We start from the raw sequence: 18,728 nt of genomic DNA, 5'->3' as shown, positions 1-18,728 counted from the left end.
ACTTGTTTCTATTGGGAGTTCCGTTTTCATTATATTTGTTTGACCGTTCGGGGGAAAGGAGGTTCAAAATGGAAAGCATAAAAATGTATTAGACAGCAAAGCGATGGCCGCTGTTCGTGATCGGCGGCGGTTGGTGTATGCAGCCGAATGGGGTGCGTATGGCAAAAAGAGCTTGAAGTGATGATCGACGGTGGGCTATCATGGATATTGAGGATGGATAAGGAATGGTCAAATGTCGGTGCTCGATTGTTTGAGCTATGCTATGCGCAAGGAATGTATAAGGAAGGAATTAGAAATCATTGTTTGACGGGGGATTGGAATGGCGGGGAGATTTTTTACGGAAAGGCGCGCATCAATCCAGCCCAGCCCGGCGCATTGGTGGCCGCTGAATTTCCGGAGCCGCTGCGGGCGGCGAGCCGTCAATATATCATCACCAGCCGTGCCATTTATAACCGGGCAACAGGAACGAAAATCGCCGATTTGTCATCTGAAGCGTTGCTCGCAACGGCTGGAGATGATGGAATGATCTTCACGTATCGAAAAGTGGCTACGAACCATTATTTGATTAAGCAAAAACTGTCTCAATAAAATTGCCATTGCTGGGAGCGTTGGTGCTCTCCAAAGCGCATGAAACAGTTTTCACAACGTCTAGACGGGCTCGTACCTCCGCCCGTCTAGTTTTATAAAGAAGCAAATATGTCATAATGAGGATGATGCCCAAGGGTGAATTTTCCAAGGCGTTCAATCACTGAAACACGTCTGTTCACAGATAGGAGGGTCTTTCCATGTCACAACAGCGTAAATCGATCATCCCCGACAACTTTTTATGGGGCGGGGCGGTGACGTCGTTTCAGACGGAAGGGGCGTGGAACGAAGGCGGCAAAGGGCTGTCGATCGTGGATGCGCGCCCGATTCCAAAAGGGCATTCCGACTGGAAAGTGGCGGTCGATTTTTACCATCGCTACAAAGAAGACATCGCTTTGTTCAAGGAGCTCGGCTTTACCGCCTACCGGACGAGCATCGCTTGGACGCGCATTTTTCCGGACGGGGAAGGGGAGCCGAATGAAGCGGGGTTGGCGTTTTATGACGCCGTGTTTGATGAATTGAGAGCGAACGGCATCGAGCCGGTCATTACGCTGTACCATTTCGACTTGCCGCTGGCTTTGGCGAGAAAATACAACGGCTTCGCATCAAGGAAAGTCGTCGACTTGTTTGAGCGGTACGCGCGCACCGTATTTGAGCGTTACCGCGGGAAAGTGAACTATTGGCTGACGTTCAACGAACAAAATTTAGTGCTCGAACAACCGCATTTATGGGGGGCGATCTGCCCGGAAGACGAAGACCCGGAAGCGTTTGCCTACCGCGTCTGTCATCATGTGTTCATCGCCCACGCGAAAGCCGTGAAGGCGCTGCGCGAAATCGCTCCCGAGGCGAAGATCGGCGGGATGGTGACGTATTTGACGACGTATCCGGCGACATGCCGGCCGGAAGACGCTTTGGCGAACGTGCAGGCGAAAGAGCTGTTCATTGATTTCTTCTTTGATGTGTTCGCCCGCGGCGCCTATCCGCGTTATGTGACCAACCGGCTTGAGAAAAAAGGAATCTGCCTGCCGCTCGAAGCGGGGGATGAGGAGTTGCTCCGTTCGCAGACGGTCGACTTTTTGTCGTTCAGCTACTATCAAAGCCAAATCGTCCGCCATCAGGAACGGGATGAGCGGATCATCAAAGGGCTTGAACCGAATCCCTATTTGCCAAAGACGAAATGGGGCTGGGCGATCGATCCGATCGGTTTGCGGATTGCCTTAAAAGACGTGTACGCCCGTTACGAAATGCCGATTTTCATCACCGAAAACGGCATCGGGCTTGAGGAGGAGCTGAATGAGGACGGCACGGTCGAAGATGATGAGCGGATCGACTATTTGCGCCGCCATATCGAACAAATGAAGATGGCCATGGAAGAAGGGGTCGAGGTGATCGGCTATTTGATGTGGGGGGCGACGGATCTATTAAGCTCGCAAGGGGAGATGCGCAAGCGCTACGGCGTCATTTTCGTCAACCGCGACGACGAGAACTTGCGCGATTTGAAGCGCTATAAGAAAAAAAGCTTCTACTGGTTCCAACGCGTCATTCGCACGAACGGGGAAGAGCTGTAAAAAAGAGGCGGGGAAGCCCCCGCCATTTTACCAGTCTTTAGGGCGGCCATGGCGAATATTCAATTTGACATGATCAAACAGCCGGTCCCATCGGGGGACCGGCTGTTTTTACGGCTCGCGGTCAAACAGCAAGACGCGCGCCGGGGCGGCGTCGGTGCCGACGAGTTTGAGCGGAGCGGCGACCATGAAATAGCGGCCTTCGGGGACGTCTTTCAGCCGCAGCCCTTCGATGACGATGACGCCGGCCGAAAACAGCGTTTTATGAGTCGGGTGGCCTTCTTGCGCCCGTTCGATGCCGAGCGCATCGATGCCGACGCCGCGGATTTGTTTGTCGGCCAAATAACGAGCCGCGTCTTCGGCGACGAAAATAAACTCAAAGTTAAATGCATCATCAAAGGAGTTTTTCGTTTTAAACAGAACGAAGTCGCCTTCTTGAATGTCAAGATGCGCGATGTCGTCTTTCATGATCCGGTCGTTGACATGCGTCAAATCGAACAGCTTGCACGGGCCGACGAGGTCGTTCAATGGAATCGTTTCAAACGTCGCCCCGCCTTCGACCATATGGAGGGGGGCGTCAATGTGCGTGCCGGTGTGCACGTCCATGTCAATGCGCGATTCGGTCACATAGCCGTTGGTGACGGTGGTGCGCTTCGGTTGTTTTTCCGGTTTGTTTTTATATACGGGCATGCCCTCGTAAATCGGGGCCGTGACGTCATACACCTTCATCGTTCATTCGCTCCTTTGCATGAGAGATAACGCTCGCTTGTCCAAAAGGGCGGCGGGCGCAAACGATTCGCGGTTATGGCCGCGGATGCGCGATCGGCCACCAGTGGAAGCCGTCTTGTTTGAGCAGCTCGTCCGCGGCCGCCGGGCCCATGGAGCCAGCCGCGTAGTTCGGAAAGTCGGAAGCTTTTGTGTTCGCCCACACCTCAGAAATTGGGTCGACAAATTGCCATGACGCTGCCACCTCGTCCCAATGAGTGAAGTTTGTCGCATCGCCGCGCATGCAGTCGTACAACAGCTTTTCGTACGCTTCGGGCGTGTTGATGCCGTCGATGCAGTTGTTGCAATAGTCGAGTTGAAATGGAGCTGTTATGGTCGTCGATTCCCCGGTTTTTTTGCCGTTTAAATGAAGGGTGATCCCTTCGTCCGGCTGGATGTGGATGACGAGCAAGTTCGGGGCGATCGTCTCATTCGTCCGGTAATACAAGTTCATCGGTACATCTTTAAATTGGACGACGATTTTCGTCGATTTTTCCGCCATCCGTTTGCCGGTGCGAATGTAAAACGGCACGCCAGCCCAACGGAAGTTGTCGATCAGGAGTTTTCCAGCGACGAACGTTTCCGTGTTCGAGTCCGGATCGACGTTCGGCTCCTCGCGATACGCCGGCACGTTTTTGCCGTGGATCACCCCGCGCCCGTATTGGCCGCGCACGAAATAGCGGTCGACTTCATCGTGCGCAATCGGGCGCAAGGCGCGCAACACTTTCACTTTTTCATGGCGGATGTCATCGGTCGTTAATTTGATCGGCGGTTCCATCGCCAACAGAGCGACCATTTGCAGCATATGGTTTTGCACCATGTCGCGCAACGCCCCGGAATGGTCGTAGTAGCGGCCGCGGTCTTCGACGCCGAGCGTTTCGCTCGATGTGATTTGAATGTTGGCGATGAACCGGTTGTTCCAAAGCGGCTCGAAAATGGCGTTTGAAAAGCGGATGACCTCGATGTTTTGCACCATTTCTTTGCCGAGGTAATGGTCGATCCGGTAGATTTCCCGCTCGGAAAAGACGCGGCGAATCTCGTCATTCAGCTTCTCGGCGCTCGCCAAGTCATGCCCGAACGGCTTTTCGATGACGAGCCGCTTAAAGCCGTGCGTTTCCGTCAATCCTTCCGACTGCAAGCGGGAAGTAACGGTGCCGAAAAATTCCGGCGCCATCGCCAAATAAAAGATGCGGTTGCCTTCGGTCTTGTATGTGCCGTCGAGCTGTTCGAGGAGCGACTTTAAGCGCTGGTACGACTCGGCTTCCGTCACGTCGAACGGATGGTAATAGAAATGGGAGGTGAATCGGCCGTCGGCGAGCTTTTGGTGAAACGCCGTTTCGACCGAGTCGCGCACATAGTTCCGGAACTCGTCGGCCGACAACGGGCGGCGCGCGACGCCGACGACAGCGAATTGCTCATGCAAATGCCCTTTTTCATACAGGCGGTAAAGGGACGGAAACAGTTTCCGTTTCGCCAAATCTCCCGTCGCTCCGAAAATGACGATGATCGATTTCGGATTCATGTTGTCCACCGTATGTACCTCGCTTTAACCAAATTTGTCTCTTCAATGAAACCATTGTAGAGGTTTGCCGGTCGGAACGCAAACACTTTGTTGCTTTCCGGCGGGAAAGCGTTTATGTTCATGAAAGAGCCGGGCGCCAACCCGGCGTTTTTGAGCGCAAAAGAAAGTTGAAAAGCCGTTTTGACATTGGTACGCTAACAACAGGCAATGTTGAGCGAGAAAAAGGAGTGAAGCGCGTTGGAACTGTTGTTTTTAGGCACGGGCGCCGGCGTGCCGGCCAAAGAGCGCAACGTATCGTCCGTCGCCCTGCAGCTGCTTGACGAGCGGGGGGCGACATGGCTGTTTGACTGCGGCGAAGCGACGCAGCATCAAATTTTGCATACCGCCATTCGCCCGCGCCGCATTGAGCATATTTTTATTACGCACTTGCATGGCGATCATCTATTCGGCCTGCCTGGGCTGCTTGGCAGCCGTTCGTTTCAAAGCGGCGAAACGCCGCTTACGGTCTTCGGCCCAAAAGGCATTCGCGTGTTTGTCGAAACGGCCCTTGCCGTCAGCGGGACGCGGCTGCGGTATGAATTGAACATCGCCGAGATCGAAGAAGGAGTCATTTTTGATGATGAACGGTTTCAAGTCATCGCCAAACGGCTCGATCACGGCATGCCGTCATACGGTTTCCGCGTCGTTGAAAAAGATTTGCCCGGCCCGCTCTTGGTCGAGCGATTGCAAGCACTCGGCGTCCGCCCCGGCCCGATTTATCAAGAAATTAAGCAAGGAAAAACGGTCGTGCTGGATGACGGCACGGTCATCGACGGGCGCGAATTTGTCGGGCCGCCGCAAAAGGGGAGAATCGTCGCCGTGTTGGGCGATACCCGTTTTTGCGAAGCGGCGATTGAACTCGCCCGCGATGCCGATGTCGTCGTCCACGAGGCGACGTTTGCCGCGGCGGAACAGCGGCTGGCCCATGACTATTTCCATTCCACGACCACAGACGCAGCCGAGGTGGCGAGGCGGGCCGGGGCGAAGCGGCTTATTTTGACCCATATCAGCTCTCGCTACCAAGGTGAGGCGGCGCTGCAGCTCGTCGCCGAGGCGCGCAGCGTGTTTCCGAACACCGAGCTCGCCGTTGATTTCGCCTCGTTTTCGATCCCGCGCGGTTAAAACCGCCAGCCGCGCTCATATTGGACGGGCGCCGAGATTTTTGCGCCCAGCTCTCTCGCCGCGGCGTATGGCCAATACGGGTTGCGCAGCAGCTCGCGCCCCAAAAAGACGAGGTCGGCGCGGCCGTTATGCACAATTTCTTCCGCCTGCCAGCCGGATGTAATGAGCCCGACGGCGCCGGTCGGCACGTCCGCTTCGCGGCGGATCAGTTCGGCAAACGGCACTTGGTAGCCCGGATAGACGTCAATGCGCGCCGGAACAACAGCGCCGGAACTGACGTCAACAAGGTCGACGCCTTGCTCTTTCATCCGTTTGGCGTATGGAACATAGTCTTTCGCTGTCAGTCCTTCCGGGTGATAGTCGGACGCTGAGATGCGCACAAACAGCGGCCCGTCCCATACCTCGCGGACAGCGTCAATCATGTCGCCCAAGAAACGGTAACGGTTTTCCGGAGAGCCGCCGTACTCGTCTTGGCGCCGGTTGGAGAGCGGCGATAAAAATTCGTTAATCAGGTAGCCGTGGGCGGCATGGATTTCAATCACGTCAAAGCCGGCTTCTTTTGCCCTCCGCGCCCCGTTTTGGAACGCCTGCACCGTTTCTTCGATGTCGGCTTTCGTCATTTCTTTTGGCGTCGGCGACGAATCATCAAACGGGACGGCTGACGGAGCGATGATCTCTCCCGGCACTTGCGATTTTCTCCCCGCATGGGCAAGCTGGATGCCGATGGCGGCTCCATGCTCTTTCACAAGCCCAACGAGTTCGCGAAGCCCGGCGATATGGTCATCGCTCCAAATGCCTAAGTCGCGTTCAGAAATGCGACCTTGCGGCGTCACGCCGGTCGCCTCGACGATAATCAAGCCGACTTGGCCGACGGCGCGAGCCGAGTAGTGGATTTTGTGCCACGTGCGTACGGCGCCGTCTTTCGTGTCGCACGAATACATGCACATCGGCGACATGACAATTCGGTTTTTCAGCGTCAGCCCGCGGATCGTATACGGCGAAAACAATACCGTGTTCATGACAAGCGGCTCCTTTCTAAGCCAATGAGTGGTTCATGACTGATGATAGCACGCTGCCTGTCAAAAACAAAGTGAAACGGACTGTTTTGCCTGAGCCGGACGGTGGAAAAGCTGCGGCCCTGTTAACATGGTCTGTTTTGGGTAAAGATGGGCTTATGCGGTTGTGTCATGTGCGAAATTCGAGTTTCCGTTATGCGAAACCAAAAAAATCTTCCATAACCGGATGAAAAGGTTCGTTTGTTTCCTTGTTCATTGCGCCCGGTTTTGCCGAAACTTCCCCGCCCATCCGCCGTGCGGGGGCGGCGCGCTCCGGAGGTCCGTTCTTTACGCTTCCATGATGGCAGCGAGAAGCGCGCTGCCGAGCTCTTCGGAGCGGGCCGTCGCCCTTCGGATGCAGGCGATGACCGCTTCTTGGAACCGGTATTGCTCAAGCACGCCAATGCCGGCTTCGGTCGTGCCGCCTGGACTTGTCACTTCGCGGCGCAAGACGGATGGATGTTTGTCGGACGCTTTTAGCATCTCGGCTGCGCCGATGATCGTTTGCAAAATGAGCCGTTTGGCGACATCTCGCTCAAGGCCGATGTCGGCTGCCGCTTTTTCCATCGCTTCGACCAAGTAATACACATACGCCGGACCGCTCCCGGACAGGCCGGTGACCGCATGCAAGTCGCGCTCCGGCACAACAGCGACGATGCCGACCGTTTCAAACAGCTGTTTGGCGATCTCAAGATGTTCTTTCGCGGCGAAGCGGCCGCCGGCGATGGCGGTCGCCGACAAACCGACGGCGGCGGATGTGTTTGGCATGGCGCGCACGACAGGGATGTTGCGCCCGGCGAGCCGTTCGATCGTTTCCGTTGTCACGCCGGCCAACAGCGAAAGAATAAGATGATCGGACCGGATGGATGGTGCGATGGCGTTCATGGCTTCGGCGACGTCTTTCGGTTTCATCGCCAAAATGATGATATCCGCTTGTTTGACGGCTTCTTGCGCGCAATCCGCCGTGCCAACACCGTATTGACGCGCCAGTTCCTCAAGACGGGGGCGGTTTCGTCGGTTGGCGACGACAATGTGCGCCGGATGGCAAAACGCTTTCGTCATGCCGGCGATGAGCGCTTCCGCCATCGAGCCGGCGCCGATGAGCGCGATCGTTCGTTCGTTGTTCATCATTCCACTCCTCCTTGCCTTGATGTATCCATCCAAAAGAAAAAGGTTTCCCGTCCTGCAAAAGGACGGAAAACCTTCGTTTCCGCGGTACCACCTTTTTTGGCCCGATTTGGCCCAAGCGCCAAACAGGCCCAACTCTGCCCCGATAACGCCGGGGAGGCGTTTAGGTTGGCCTAACAGCTCCTAGGGTAGGTTCAACCGCAAAGAGGGCCGCAAAGCCTTCCAGCCGCGGGCTTCGCTCTCTGGTGCCGTTTGCGGTTTACTGGCCCTGTTCATCGCCTGTTTTGCCGTATCATAATTTATTTGTCATTATGCCGCGGGACGAGCACGGTTGTCAAGAGAGGAGAACGAATTTTTTTGCAATTTCGTCGTGCGGAAGAAAAAGGCATGACAAATGGATGAAATCAGTGTAAACTGTAAAATAAAATATAATGAATCATTATTCATTTTGCCTAATGAAACGGTTCGAACGGGATGGTTCATGAACTTTGGGAAAGAAGGGAACGCAATGAACGAAGAACGAGTGTATCGGATCACGGTGCCGACGCCGTTTCCGGTCGGCGATGTGCATATGTACGTGATCGCCGGCGATCGGTTGACACTGGTCGATGCCGGAGTGAAAACAGAGCAGGCATGGCAGCTGTTTGTGAAGCAGCTTGGCGAGATCGGTTATGCGCCGCAGGATATTGAACAAATCGTCATTACTCATCATCATCCGGATCATGTCGGCTTGCTTGATTATGTTCCGCATGCGCCGATCATCGGCCATCCGAAAGCCGATCCGTTTTTGCGCCGTGAACGTTCGTTTATGGAACGGTACGTCCAATTTTTTCAAGAATTTTTTACGGAATGCGGCGTTGACCGCCGCTTGTTCAGTCAGCTGTCCAAAGAAGGCGGATCGCTTCGATATGCAAGCCGGCGCGGGCTTGACATCATGGTGACGGAAGGGGACGCGGCGCCGGGGTTGCCAGGGTGGCAGGTCATCGAAACGCCGGGGCATGCGCAAAGTCATATTGCTCTTTACCGCGAGGCGGATGGGGTGTTGATCGGCGGTGATCATTTGCTTGTTCATATTTCCCCGAATCCAATGATGGAGCCGCCGGCGGAAGGGGAGACGGAGCGGCCGAAACCGTTGTTGCAGTACAACGAATCGCTGCAAAAAATGCTGCAATACGACATCGTTCGCTCGTTAAACGGCCATGGCGACGATGCGACCGATATTCCGGCGCTCGTTCGCGAGCGGCTCGATAAGCAGCGCCAGCGCGCCGAGCGGGTGCTCGAAATGGTGAAAGAACGCCCGCATACGGTGTTTGACGTTTGTCAAAAGCTGTTCCCAACGGCTTACGAACGCCAGCTCATGCTGACGATGTCGGAGACAATCGGCCAGCTTGATTATCTCGAGGCGAACGGGTATGTGACGAAAAAACAGGAAGCCGGCCGATACGTTTACGAAGCGGCGGGGGTGTCGGTGTGCGGCTGAAGGGGCGCCATGTCGTCATTACCGGAGCGTCGGGAGGAATTGGCGAGCAAATCGCCTATGAAGCGGCGCGCCAAGGGGCGGTGCCGGTGCTCTTGGCGCGCAGTGAAGAAAGGCTGAAAGAAATCAGCGCGCGGATCGAAGCGCAAACCGGCATTCGCGCCCCGTATGCATCGCTTGATGTCAGCGACCGCGGCATGATCGAGGCGGTCGTTTCCCAGCTCATTGCGGACCTTGGCGCGATCGATGTGTTGGTCAACAACGCCGGGTTTGGCGTCTTTCGCTATGTCGAGGACATCGACTTGGATGAAATGGAGAGGATGTTTGCCGTCAATGTCTTCGGCCTCATCGCCTGCACGAAGGCGGTGTATTCTCATATGAAAGAGAGAGGAAGCGGCCATATTATCAACATTGCGTCGCAAGCCGGCAAAATCGCGACGCCGAAGTCGAGCGTCTATTCCGCGACGAAACACGCGGTCGTTGGCTTTACCGACAGCCTCCGCCTCGAGGCGGGGCGCTTTGGCGTTTTTGTCACGACCGTCAATCCGGGGCCGGTGGAGACAAACTTTTTTTCGACCGCTGATGAATCGGGCGAGTATGTGCGCAACGTGTCGCGTTGGATGCTGCGCCCGGAGGCGGTGGCGAAGCGTGTGGTCGACGTGATGATGACGCCGACGCGCGAAGTGAACATGCCGCGCTGGATGGATCTTGGCAGCCGGCTGTATCGCCTTGCGCCGGGTTTGGTGGAAAAGGTGGCGAAACGGGCGTTTTTCCAAAAGTAAGTCAAAGAAGCTGGTCGAAAACGGTCATGTTGTTTGATCGTTTTGCGTCTATGGAATACGAGAGGGTGTCCCGAGCCTGTGGGACACCCTTTTACAATCGCAGCGCCGCTTTTCTTTCTCATTAGGGGCATTTGACACAAGTCGGGTCAAGAACCGGCGATGAACCGGTAGACGGCGTCATGGACAAGTTCATAGATGTCCGCGTTTGGCTGCCTCTCTTTGGCGGCGGCAATGCGGGCGCAAAGCTCGCGCCAGTCGTCTTCGTCAAGCGGCATCATGTCATCATCGTAGCCGTAATGCCGCAGACAGTTGCGCGCTTGTTTTTGCAGCCAACGTTCATTCATCGATTTCACCGTCCGTTATGAAACTTGTGCAAAGACGTCCTTGCCTGTTGGCTGGGAAGAAACGGCCGTTCGTTACGATTCGCTCGATTCCGGCGACGGGGCGCGGACGACCGATTGGAATCGGCCTTTATGTGAACCGTCACAAAACGGTTTATTGTTCGACAGCCCGCACCGACAGAGCGAAAACGTTTGTTTCGTCACAAACGGCTTTCCTTCTCCATCGAGCAGTTCCACATCGCCGGTGACGCGCAGCGAACCGTTGTCATTCACTTTGATTTGCACGTTTGCCATCGCTTGTTCCTCCTTTGCTTTGACAGTTTCGCGTGTTGGCAGGTAAAATGAAAAGGAAAATCAATAAGGAAAAAGGAGTCAGGCATGAGTGTATCGATCACGTTTACGGATGCAGCCAAACGGGCGCTTGCCTCTATTGTAGCGCAATCCGAACGGCAGTTAAAGCTGGCGTTTGACACGGACGGCTGCGGCTGTTTGGTCGACGGCGTGCCGGCGCTATGGCTTGTCGACAAGGCCGATGACGATGATTGGGCCGTCGAAACGAATTTCGTGCCGGTGCTCGTGGAACGGTCGCGGCTCATCTTTTTTGATGAAGCGATGACGATTGACGTCAAGCCGGGAACGACCGTTTTTCAGCTCAAAAGCCCAGGGCAAACGTTGAATGGTCATATGCCGCTTGTTGAGGTGAAATCCGGCGATGAACGGTAAGTTAGAGCAGCTCGCAAAGACGGCGAAGCAAAAAACATGGGTGTCGTTCACCCATGAAAACGATCCGTACAGCTTGCTTCATTGGTCGGTCGCCGGCCCGTATCATGAGGCGAAAGACGTCTGGCTGCTGCAAAACGAAATGACGTTTGAAACGAAAGAGTTTCCGACGCTTGAGTCGGCCATTGCTTGGCTTGGCGAGCATATGCCGCACATCACCGAAGTGTTGTAAAGGGGATGCCCTGAAAGCCGGTTTGGGCTGCAGGGCGCCCCTTTCTATAAAAATCCGCATATGCCATTTCTATGTCATTGAGGACTGTTTTGCCGCTTGGTCGGGTGGGTTGCTTTTTCCAGCTCTTCTTTTGCGATCACCGGCTTGACCGTATCAGCGGACGGTTTTCCTTTTTGGGCGCGGTTTTTCGCCATCCATCATCTCTCCTTTTCTTTGTCGTGTAGTTGTATCGTTTGACAAATGAACGATTGTTATGCAAGGGGGCGGACATGATGAAGAAGATCGGGCGAAAAAAAGAGCAAGGGACGGAGGCTTTGACGATCGCCGACCGGCTTGGCGCCGCGGTGGAAGCGAAGCTGCTTGAGAAAAAGCGGGTGCTTGCCGAGGAAGAACAGCGGCGTCGGGCGGCAGAGGAAGCGCGGCGCCGCGAGGAAGCGCGCCGCCGCGAGGAACAGAAATCGTTTGCCGAGCTGCTTGAGGAAAGCGAGCTAGACTGGCGGAAATTTAAGTAGCGGAGGGGATGGACGATGAAATCGAATGCGGCAGCGGCGCGCCCCTCTTCTTTTCCATTCTGGACGGCCGGAGCGGTCGTCGCGTTGGCCGTCAATTTGCGCGCGCCGCTTACGACGGTCGGCCCGCTCGTGCCTGATTTGCAGCGGGGGCTTGGCCTTTCCTACGCGGCCGCCGGGGCGTTGACGACAATTCCGCTTATGGCGTTCGCCTTGCTGGCGCCGGCGGCAGCGGCTCTCGCCCGCCGGTTCGGGATGAAGCGGACGCTCTTTTTTTCGTTGATCGTTTTGCTCGTTGGCGAGCTTCTCCGGCCGCTCTCCGGCGTTGGCTGGCTGTTTGCCGGCACGGTGCTGATCGGTGCAGCCATTGCGGTGGACAACGTCTTGCTGCCGGCGCTGGTGAAAGAGTCGTTTCCCGAACGGGTTGGTTTCATGATGGGCATTTATACAGTGACGATGAACATGAGCGCGGCGTTCGCTTCCGGGATCGCCGTTCCGCTTGCGGATGACTGGGGGCTTGGCTGGCAAGGGGCGCTTCGCTTTTGGGCATTGTTGGCGGCTTTGGCGCTTTTCGTTTGGCTGCCGCAAGCGCGCCGCCAGGAGCCGGACGGCGCGCCGTCCGGAAGCCGCCGCTCAACGCTTTGGCGGTCATGGCTCGCCTGGCAAGTGACGTTGTTTATGGGATTGCAATCGTTTTTCTTTTACTGCGTCGTCACTTGGCTTCCGGAGCTTGGACAAAGCAAGGGGTTGGCCGCCGGGGCGGCCGGATGGCTGCTCTTTTTCTTTCAGTTTGCCCAGCTGCCGATGATGTTCGTCTCTCCGATGCTCGCGGAGCGGATGGACAATCAAAAGGTGCTGATTGGTTCAGCTGTGCTTTGCATGGGAGCTGGGACGCTTGTCTTTTTCGGCGGGCAAGGGTGGTGGCTGTGGGCGGGGGCGCTTGTTGCCGGCATCGGCGCTGGCATGGCGTTTTCGCTGGCGATGATGCTGTTTACGCTGCGGACGCGCCATCCGCTCGCCGCCGCCCAATTGTCCGCCATGGCGCAATCGGTCGGCTACTTGCTGGCGGCTTCCGGTCCGCCGTTGTTCGGGGTGCTGTATGATGCGTCCGGCCGCTTCAATGCGCCGCTTGGTCTGCTTGTTGCCGTCTGCATCGCCATGATGGCCGTTGGCTTAGGGGCGGCGAGGGACCGATACGTAGATGAAAAGAAATAAAGCGGCCCGCTCGTCGCAAATGAGCGGCCGCACGTACCGAACGAGAGCCCGTATGCGGCCGTCAACGGCCGCCGGGCTCTCGATTTGTTTGCATTTTTTGGCTCGATCTATTTTTCAGCAAGGCATGTCGGCTTTCTTTCCGCTCCTTTGGTTTTTATCGATGCACGTCGTACACCGAGCGTTTCGTCGCTTGTTTCAGCCATTCGTATTCAGTGCGGTCAAGCGGCGGGGCTGACGCAGCGGCGACGTTTTCCTCAAGCTGTTCAAGGCGGCTGGCGCCCGGGATGACGGCGGCAACGACCGGGTCATACAAGCAAAATTGCAGCGCGGTCGCGGTCAAGGACCGGCGTCCGGCCGTTTTTTCCTTCAGCTTCGGGATGAGCGCCTGCAGTTCTTCATACGAATAATCGAGGTAGCCGTGTTGTTTCACCGCGCTGCCCGCCTGCTCAAGCGGGCGGCTCGTGAGCAAGCCTCTAGCGACCGGACCGCGGGCGATCACGCTGATGTTGTGTTCGCGAAGAAGCGGGAACCATTCTTCCGGCCGACGGTCAAGCAAGCTGTATTGCATCATGACGCTGACGATGTTCGAGCGCTTCACATATTCGCGAATGACGTTTGGGCGGATCGAGGAGATGCCGTACCAACGGATGACGCCTTCTTGCTTCAGCTCTTCGAACGCTTCAATCGTCTCATCGATCGGGTCGTCGATCGTGCCGCCGTGGAGCTGGTATAAGTCAATGTAGTCCGTTTGCAGGCGGCGCAGGCTCTCTTTGACCGCTTGTTTGATATAGGCTTTTGACGGATCCCAGTCCCAGCCGCTTCCGTCTCGGCGCCAACGGTTGCCGACTTTTGTCGCGATGATGACTTGGTCGCGTTTTCCTTTCACCGCTTTGCCGACAAATTCCTCGTTTAAGCCGCGGTCGTATAAATCGGCTGTATCCAAGTAGTTGATGCCGCGCTCCAATGCTTCATGGATGAGATAGATGGCATGGTTTTCATCAGTGCCGAGCGACATGCAGCCGAGTCCAATTTCGCTGACGTATAAGTCTGATGTGCCGATGCGGCGTTTGTTCATGTTTTGCGCCCCCTTTCGCGATCGATAATGATATGTTCATTGTACAACGGAAGCGAAAAAATGGCCAAACATGTAGTACAATGGAAAAGAATCGATCCAATTTGATAGGGGAGAATGAACATGGAGCTGTATGAAAAAACAATCCGCAGAGAGAAGCTGTTCAGCGGCCGCATCATTGACTTGTATATCGAGGAAGTCGAGTTGCCAAATGGGAAAACGAGCCGGCGCGAGGTGATCAAACATCCGGGGGCGGTGGCGGTGCTGCCGCTGTTGCCGGACGGGAAAATCGTTCTTGTCCGCCAGTACCGAAAAGCGTTGGAGCGCGCATTAGTCGAGATTCCGGCGGGCAAGCTAGAACATGGGGAAGAGCCGCTCGCTTCCGCACATCGCGAGCTCGAAGAAGAAACCGGCTACCGCGCCCAATCGATGCGCCATCTCATGTCCTTTTATACATCCCCAGGGTTTGCCGATGAACTCATCCATTTGTATGTCGCCGAGGGGCTGGAAAAAGCGGAGGACGGCGCCGGTTTGGATGAAGATGAGTTTGTCGAGCTGTTGGAAGTGACATTGGAGGAGGCGCTTGAGATGCTTCAACAACGTGACATTTACGACGCGAAAACGGCATACGCCTTGCAATATTTGCAGCTGCGCCGCGCGCTAGGGGAGCAAAATGCCGAATAAAAAAAACGAGCGCGGCCTCGGCCGTTATTACGCTGATTTACATATTCACATCGGCCGCACCGCCTCGGGCCGCCCGGTGAAAATTACGGGGGCGCGCACGTTGACGCTTGAGAACATCTTGCATGAGGCGGCTGAGGTGAAAGGGATCGACCTCGTCGGTGTCATTGACAGCCATGTGCCCGAAGTGCTGGACGAGCTCGAGCGGGCAGTGGAGAAGCACGGTTGGCGCGAACATGAGGGGGGCGGCGTCAGCGCCGGGAAGGTGACGCTTTTGTTAGGCAGTGAAATCGAAGTATATGACGACCATTGCCATGGACCGATCCACGTGCTCGTTTTTTTGCCGACTGTGCAGACGATGCGCACGTTTTCCGGCTGGCTTGGCAAACGGGTAAAGAACGTGTCGCTCAGTTCGCAGCGCATTTACGTGTCCGGCCGTGAACTGCAAGCTGCCGCGAAAGAGCAGGGCGGCTGGTTCATTCCCGCGCACGCGTTCACCCCGTTTAAAAGCTTGTACGGAAAAGGGGTCAAGCACAGCCTGACAGAAGTGTTTGACCCGGATTGGATTGATGCCATTGAACTTGGGTTAAGCGCCGACACGGCGATGGCGGACCAGATCGCCGAATTGCATCGCTACCCGTACTTGACGAATTCCGATGCCCATTCGCTGCGGAAAATCGCCCGTGAATATGAAGAAGTGCGGCTCGCCGCCCCGACGTTTGCCGAATTTGAAAAAGCGCTGCGCGGTGAAGACGGGCGCGCGATTGTCGCCAACTACGGTTTAAATCCCAAACTCGGAAAATATCACCAGACAGTGTGCGAGCGCTGCCTTGCGCCGGCTGCACCGGACGTCGACAGCTGTGCGGCATGCGGCCATCATCGCTTCGTGAAAGGCGTGTTTGACCGGCTGGCGGAGCTGAAAACGGCGGAACGCAGGCCGAAACGGCCGCCGTACATTTATCAAGTGCCGCTTGAATTCATCCCCGGCCTTGGTCCAAAAGCGTATGAAAAGCTGCTCGCCCGTTTTGGCACGGAAATGAGCGTTCTTCATGAGGCGGCGGAGGAAGAGATCGCGGAGACGGTGGGAGAAAAGTTGGCCCAACTGATCGTCCTTGCCCGCAGCGGTGCGCTCCATATCGAGGCCGGGGGCGGTGGGAGATACGGGAAAGTGCGGGAGGGGTAACCACTCGGGCAGCGCTCCTGCCGTTCATCATCATGCCGTGCGTGCTGCTTGGCCCAGCCCAGCCATGCGCCAATGGACCGAGGCGGCGTGCCGCCCGTGAAGTTGGTCACACGTCGGTGTTGAGCTGCTTTTTCATTCCATCACCAGCCTTTTAGAAAAACAGTCATACCGAAAGCGGATGGACATACAATCTACTAAGAGACAAAGTAGGAGGACGAAGCACAATGAGAACCCATCCGCTGAAATCGGCTATCGCTGTCCATTGGCGTGAACATGCTTCGCTGTATGTGTTTGTCATCGTCCTGTTTCTCATGGGCGTCATTTTCGGCGCCATTGTCGTCAACAGCCTCGGTTTCAGTCAAAAGCAAGACTTGTACTATTACTTGACGCAATTTTTTGGACAAGTGTCAAAAGACAATATCGCAAGCGCCCATGATATGTTCCGGCAAAGCTATATGCACAACGTCAAATATACCGCGCTGATGTGGGTGCTTGGCATTTCTGTCATTGGCTTGCCGATCATTCTTGTTTTGCTGTTTTTCAAAGGCGTCGTCGTCGGCTTTACGGTTGGCTTTTTAGTCAACCAAATGGGTTGGCGCGGGTTTCTTTTGTCGTTTGTGTCCATCATGCCGCAAAATTTGGTGGCCATTCCACTCATGATCGTCATGGGCGTCATTTCGATTTCGTTTTCCTTGCACATGGTGCGCAACCAGTTTATGAAGCGGCCGCATGGATCGATGTTTCCGATGGTGATGCGCTACGCAGCGGCGATGGCGGCTGTCGCCCTTGGGCTGCTTCTTTCCTCAGCGGTCGAGGCATATCTTTCGCCGGCATTGATGAAACAGGCGGTTCAATGGACAATGAGTTTAATCATAATGAATATTATATAATAACCATTATCATTTCTTCATAATAGTGATTTTACTTTGATACTTCCCTCGTGCATTTGTTATAATGATGGGTGAATGGCGAGGGAGGAATGAAAAGATGGAAGATCGTGTGGAACGAATCAAGAAGCAGCTGCATTCGGCGGGTTACAAGTTAACGCCGCAGCGGGAAGCAACGGTAAGAGTCCTGCTTGAACATGAAGAAGACCATTTAAGCGCGGAAGACGTCTACCTCCTCGTGAAAGAAAAATCCCCAGAAATCGGGTTGGCGACCGTTTACCGGACGCTCGAGCTGTTAACCGAGCTGAAAATTGTCGATAAAATCAATTTCGGGGACGGGGTGTCGCGCTATGACCTCCGCAAGGAAGGAGCGGCCCATTTCCATCACCACCTCATCTGCTTGGAATGCGGATCGGTGGCGGAAATTCAAGAAGATTTGCTTGAGGATGTCGAAGCGATTGTTGAGGAGAAGTGGAAATTTAAAATTAAAGACCATCGTTTGACGTTCCACGGCATTTGTCACCGTTGCCAGCAAAAGCATGAAGAAAAATAAAAACCTTTTCCAACGGGAAAGGTTTTTTGCGTATAAACAACGAAACAAATGGCATATCCTCATACTAGCAAGCTGACAAGCAGCTGATAGGGAGGATGCCATGAAAACCGTTTGGCAAATGGTGAAAGTGTTTCTTTTATTTACGGGATGCACCATTTTATTTTATTATAGTCTTGTATGGTTTAACCGCGAGTACGAGTATTACCACCGATACGATGAGCCGAAGGGATCGGCGGTCAAAGTATCGGCGGCGGAGAGTGCGCCGCCAAGTTGGCTCGACCGGCTGTTATTTTTTTATCGCGATGGGGAGTAGAGAGCGTTGGAATACGAGTTGAAAGATTTTCTGCATTATTTGACGGTGGAGCGGAATTTGGCGCACAATACGATCGTTTCGTATGAACGCGATTTGAAAAAATACGTCCGCTATTTGCGCCAAGTCGAGCAGCTTCAGGCGTGGGGCGAAGTGGAGCGCCTCCATATTCTCCATTTTTTAAAGTTTTTAAGCGAACAAGGGCAATCGGCGCGGACGATCGCCCGCCATTTGGCGTCGATCCGTTCGTTTCATCAGTTTTTGCTAAGGGAGAAAATCGCGGCGCAAGACCCGACCGTCCATATCGAAACGCCGCAGTTTGAACGGACGCTGCCGAAAGTGCTGTCGGTCGAGGAAGTCGAGGCGCTGCTTGCAGCGCCGCAAGTGAGCACACCGTTTGGGCTGCGCGACAAGGCGATGCTGGAGCTGTTGTATGCGACCGGCATGCGCGTCAGTGAGCTTGTGCAGCTCAACTTAAGCGACGTGCATTTGACGATGGGGTTTGTCCGCTGCTATGGAAAAGGGCGGAAAGAGCGGATCGTGCCGATCGGGCGCATGGCGATTGAAGCGCTTGCCCACTATTTGGAGCGAGGGCGCCCGCAGCTTGTCAATCCGCGACGGCGGGCAACGGAGGCGCTGTTTTTGAACCATTATGGCCAGCGGTTGACACGGCAAGGGTTTTGGAAAATTTTAAAGCGGCTCGCGAAAGAAGCCGGCATCGAAAAAGAATTGACGCCGCATACGCTTCGGCATTCGTTTGCGACGCATCTGCTTGAGAACGGAGCCGATTTGCGCGCTGTGCAAGAGTTGCTTGGGCATGCCGACATTTCGACGACGCAAATGTATACGCATGTTACGAAAACGCGCCTAAAAGACGTGTACAAACAGTACCACCCGCGCGCCTAGCAGTTGCCGTATGCTAGGCGCTTGCCTGTCGTTTTAGTTGTCAGACTTCTGACCAATTGGCCATAGGCGTGTTTTCGCG

At 55.2% G+C, this 18,728-nt stretch carries 22 protein-coding genes; 15 read left to right on the top strand and 7 right to left on the bottom strand.

Features of this window, described 5'->3' with window-relative positions:
* Nucleotides 1-147 precede the first annotated feature (147 nt).
* Entirely contained in the window at nt 148-588 is a 441-nt protein-coding gene (locus GZ1_RS19460; protein ID WP_020755285.1) for a hypothetical protein, read from the top strand.
* A 197-nt stretch (nt 589-785) separates the two neighbouring features.
* Complete coding sequence (locus GZ1_RS00300) at nt 786-2,153, top strand: glycoside hydrolase family 1 protein (RefSeq protein WP_060787667.1); 1,368 nt, start codon at nt 786-788, stop codon at nt 2,151-2,153.
* A gap of 108 nt (nt 2,154-2,261) precedes the next feature.
* Here GZ1_RS00300 and GZ1_RS00295 read toward each other — a convergent pair whose 3' ends face one another.
* A complete protein-coding gene (locus GZ1_RS00295; protein WP_060787666.1) occupies nt 2,262-2,879 on the bottom strand; it encodes a cyclase family protein in 618 nt (205 codons plus the stop codon).
* A 73-nt stretch (nt 2,880-2,952) separates the two neighbouring features.
* Entirely contained in the window at nt 2,953-4,446 is a 1,494-nt protein-coding gene (gene zwf, locus GZ1_RS00290; RefSeq protein WP_060787665.1) for a glucose-6-phosphate dehydrogenase, read from the bottom strand.
* Nucleotides 4,447-4,674: 228 nt separating this feature from the next.
* Between zwf and rnz the strand changes: the two genes are divergently transcribed.
* On the top strand, nt 4,675-5,598 hold the full coding sequence (gene rnz, locus GZ1_RS00285; RefSeq protein WP_060787664.1) for a ribonuclease Z: 924 nt from the start codon (nt 4,675-4,677) through the stop codon (nt 5,596-5,598).
* Here the strand turns inward: rnz and namA are convergent.
* Together namA and proI are read right to left on the bottom strand one after the other, a co-directional pair.
* Nucleotides 5,595-6,617 (bottom strand): NADPH dehydrogenase NamA, encoded by a 1,023-nt coding sequence (gene namA / locus GZ1_RS00280; protein ID WP_060787663.1) that lies wholly within the window; start codon nt 6,615-6,617, stop codon nt 5,595-5,597. The genes rnz and namA overlap by 4 nt on opposite strands.
* A 324-nt stretch (nt 6,618-6,941) precedes the next feature.
* A complete protein-coding gene (proI, locus tag GZ1_RS00275; RefSeq protein ID WP_060787746.1) occupies nt 6,942-7,781 on the bottom strand; it encodes a pyrroline-5-carboxylate reductase ProI in 840 nt (279 codons plus the stop codon).
* 508 nt (nt 7,782-8,289) lie between these two features.
* Between proI and GZ1_RS00270 the strand changes: the two genes are divergently transcribed.
* Both GZ1_RS00270 and GZ1_RS00265 read left to right on the top strand, forming a co-directional pair.
* Nucleotides 8,290-9,261, top strand: a complete 972-nt coding sequence (locus GZ1_RS00270; RefSeq protein WP_060787745.1) for an MBL fold metallo-hydrolase — start codon at nt 8,290-8,292, stop codon at nt 9,259-9,261.
* Nucleotides 9,252-10,040, top strand: coding sequence for an SDR family NAD(P)-dependent oxidoreductase (locus tag GZ1_RS00265; RefSeq protein WP_060787662.1), 789 nt, complete (start codon nt 9,252-9,254; stop codon nt 10,038-10,040). The genes GZ1_RS00270 and GZ1_RS00265 overlap by 10 nt, the downstream gene beginning before the upstream one ends.
* Nucleotides 10,041-10,186: 146 nt before the next feature.
* Here the strand turns inward: GZ1_RS00265 and GZ1_RS00260 are convergent, their stop codons facing one another.
* Nucleotides 10,187-10,384 carry a YqzH family protein gene (locus tag GZ1_RS00260; protein WP_015375328.1) on the bottom strand — a complete coding sequence of 66 codons (198 nt, stop codon included), beginning with the start codon at nt 10,382-10,384 and terminating at the stop codon, nt 10,187-10,189.
* 72 nt (nt 10,385-10,456) lie between these two features.
* Nucleotides 10,457-10,675: a CDGSH iron-sulfur domain-containing protein gene (locus GZ1_RS00255; RefSeq protein WP_012820666.1), complete on the bottom strand. Its 219-nt coding sequence runs from the start codon at nt 10,673-10,675 to the stop codon at nt 10,457-10,459.
* Nucleotides 10,676-10,759: 84 nt separating this feature from the next.
* Here GZ1_RS00255 and GZ1_RS00250 point away from each other — a divergent pair, with 84 nt between their 5' ends.
* The 4 genes from GZ1_RS00250 (at nt 10,760) to GZ1_RS00235 (ending at nt 13,057) form a co-directional block, all read left to right on the top strand.
* Nucleotides 10,760-11,104: an iron-sulfur cluster biosynthesis family protein gene (locus GZ1_RS00250; RefSeq protein ID WP_015375327.1), complete on the top strand. Its 345-nt coding sequence runs from the start codon at nt 10,760-10,762 to the stop codon at nt 11,102-11,104.
* Nucleotides 11,094-11,333 (top strand): YqkC family protein, encoded by a 240-nt coding sequence (locus GZ1_RS00245; RefSeq protein WP_015375326.1) that lies wholly within the window; start codon nt 11,094-11,096, stop codon nt 11,331-11,333. The genes GZ1_RS00250 and GZ1_RS00245 overlap by 11 nt, the downstream gene beginning before the upstream one ends.
* A 269-nt stretch (nt 11,334-11,602) precedes the next feature.
* A complete protein-coding gene (locus tag GZ1_RS00240) occupies nt 11,603-11,845 on the top strand; it encodes a YqkE family protein (RefSeq protein WP_015375324.1) in 243 nt (80 codons plus the stop codon).
* Between the two features lie 15 nt (nt 11,846-11,860).
* A complete protein-coding gene (locus GZ1_RS00235) occupies nt 11,861-13,057 on the top strand; it encodes a CynX/NimT family MFS transporter (protein ID WP_020755272.1) in 1,197 nt (398 codons plus the stop codon).
* A 154-nt stretch (nt 13,058-13,211) separates the two neighbouring features.
* Here GZ1_RS00235 and GZ1_RS00230 read toward each other — a convergent pair whose 3' ends face one another.
* Nucleotides 13,212-14,132 (bottom strand): aldo/keto reductase, encoded by a 921-nt coding sequence (locus GZ1_RS00230; protein WP_020755271.1) that lies wholly within the window; start codon nt 14,130-14,132, stop codon nt 13,212-13,214.
* A 120-nt stretch (nt 14,133-14,252) separates the two neighbouring features.
* Between GZ1_RS00230 and GZ1_RS00225 the strand changes: the two genes are divergently transcribed.
* The 6 genes from GZ1_RS00225 (at nt 14,253) to xerD (ending at nt 18,649) form a co-directional block, all read left to right on the top strand.
* Entirely contained in the window at nt 14,253-14,813 is a 561-nt protein-coding gene (locus GZ1_RS00225) for an NUDIX domain-containing protein (RefSeq protein ID WP_020755269.1), read from the top strand.
* On the top strand, nt 14,803-15,993 hold the full coding sequence (locus GZ1_RS00220) for a TIGR00375 family protein (protein ID WP_060787661.1): 1,191 nt from the start codon (nt 14,803-14,805) through the stop codon (nt 15,991-15,993). Before GZ1_RS00225 ends, GZ1_RS00220 begins: the two co-directional genes overlap by 11 nt.
* A gap of 224 nt (nt 15,994-16,217) precedes the next feature.
* A complete protein-coding gene (spoIIM, locus tag GZ1_RS00215) occupies nt 16,218-16,883 on the top strand; it encodes a stage II sporulation protein M (protein ID WP_013144830.1) in 666 nt (221 codons plus the stop codon).
* A gap of 97 nt (nt 16,884-16,980) precedes the next feature.
* Nucleotides 16,981-17,433, top strand: a complete 453-nt coding sequence (fur, locus tag GZ1_RS00210; RefSeq protein ID WP_011231799.1) for a ferric iron uptake transcriptional regulator — start codon at nt 16,981-16,983, stop codon at nt 17,431-17,433.
* A gap of 100 nt (nt 17,434-17,533) precedes the next feature.
* Nucleotides 17,534-17,746 carry a YqzK family protein gene (locus GZ1_RS00205; protein WP_011231798.1) on the top strand — a complete coding sequence of 71 codons (213 nt, stop codon included), beginning with the start codon at nt 17,534-17,536 and terminating at the stop codon, nt 17,744-17,746.
* 6 nt (nt 17,747-17,752) lie between these two features.
* Nucleotides 17,753-18,649, top strand: a complete 897-nt coding sequence (xerD, locus tag GZ1_RS00200) for a site-specific tyrosine recombinase XerD (RefSeq protein ID WP_011231797.1) — start codon at nt 17,753-17,755, stop codon at nt 18,647-18,649.
* Nucleotides 18,650-18,728: the final 79 nt, after the last annotated feature.

Source organism: Geobacillus zalihae NBRC 101842 (assembly GCF_001544135.1).
In the GTDB taxonomy this organism is placed as follows: Bacteria; Bacillota; Bacilli; order Bacillales; family Anoxybacillaceae; genus Geobacillus; species Geobacillus zalihae.
Note: the sequence above shows the minus strand (reverse complement) of the source record. Positions and strands in the feature narration are given on the sequence as shown.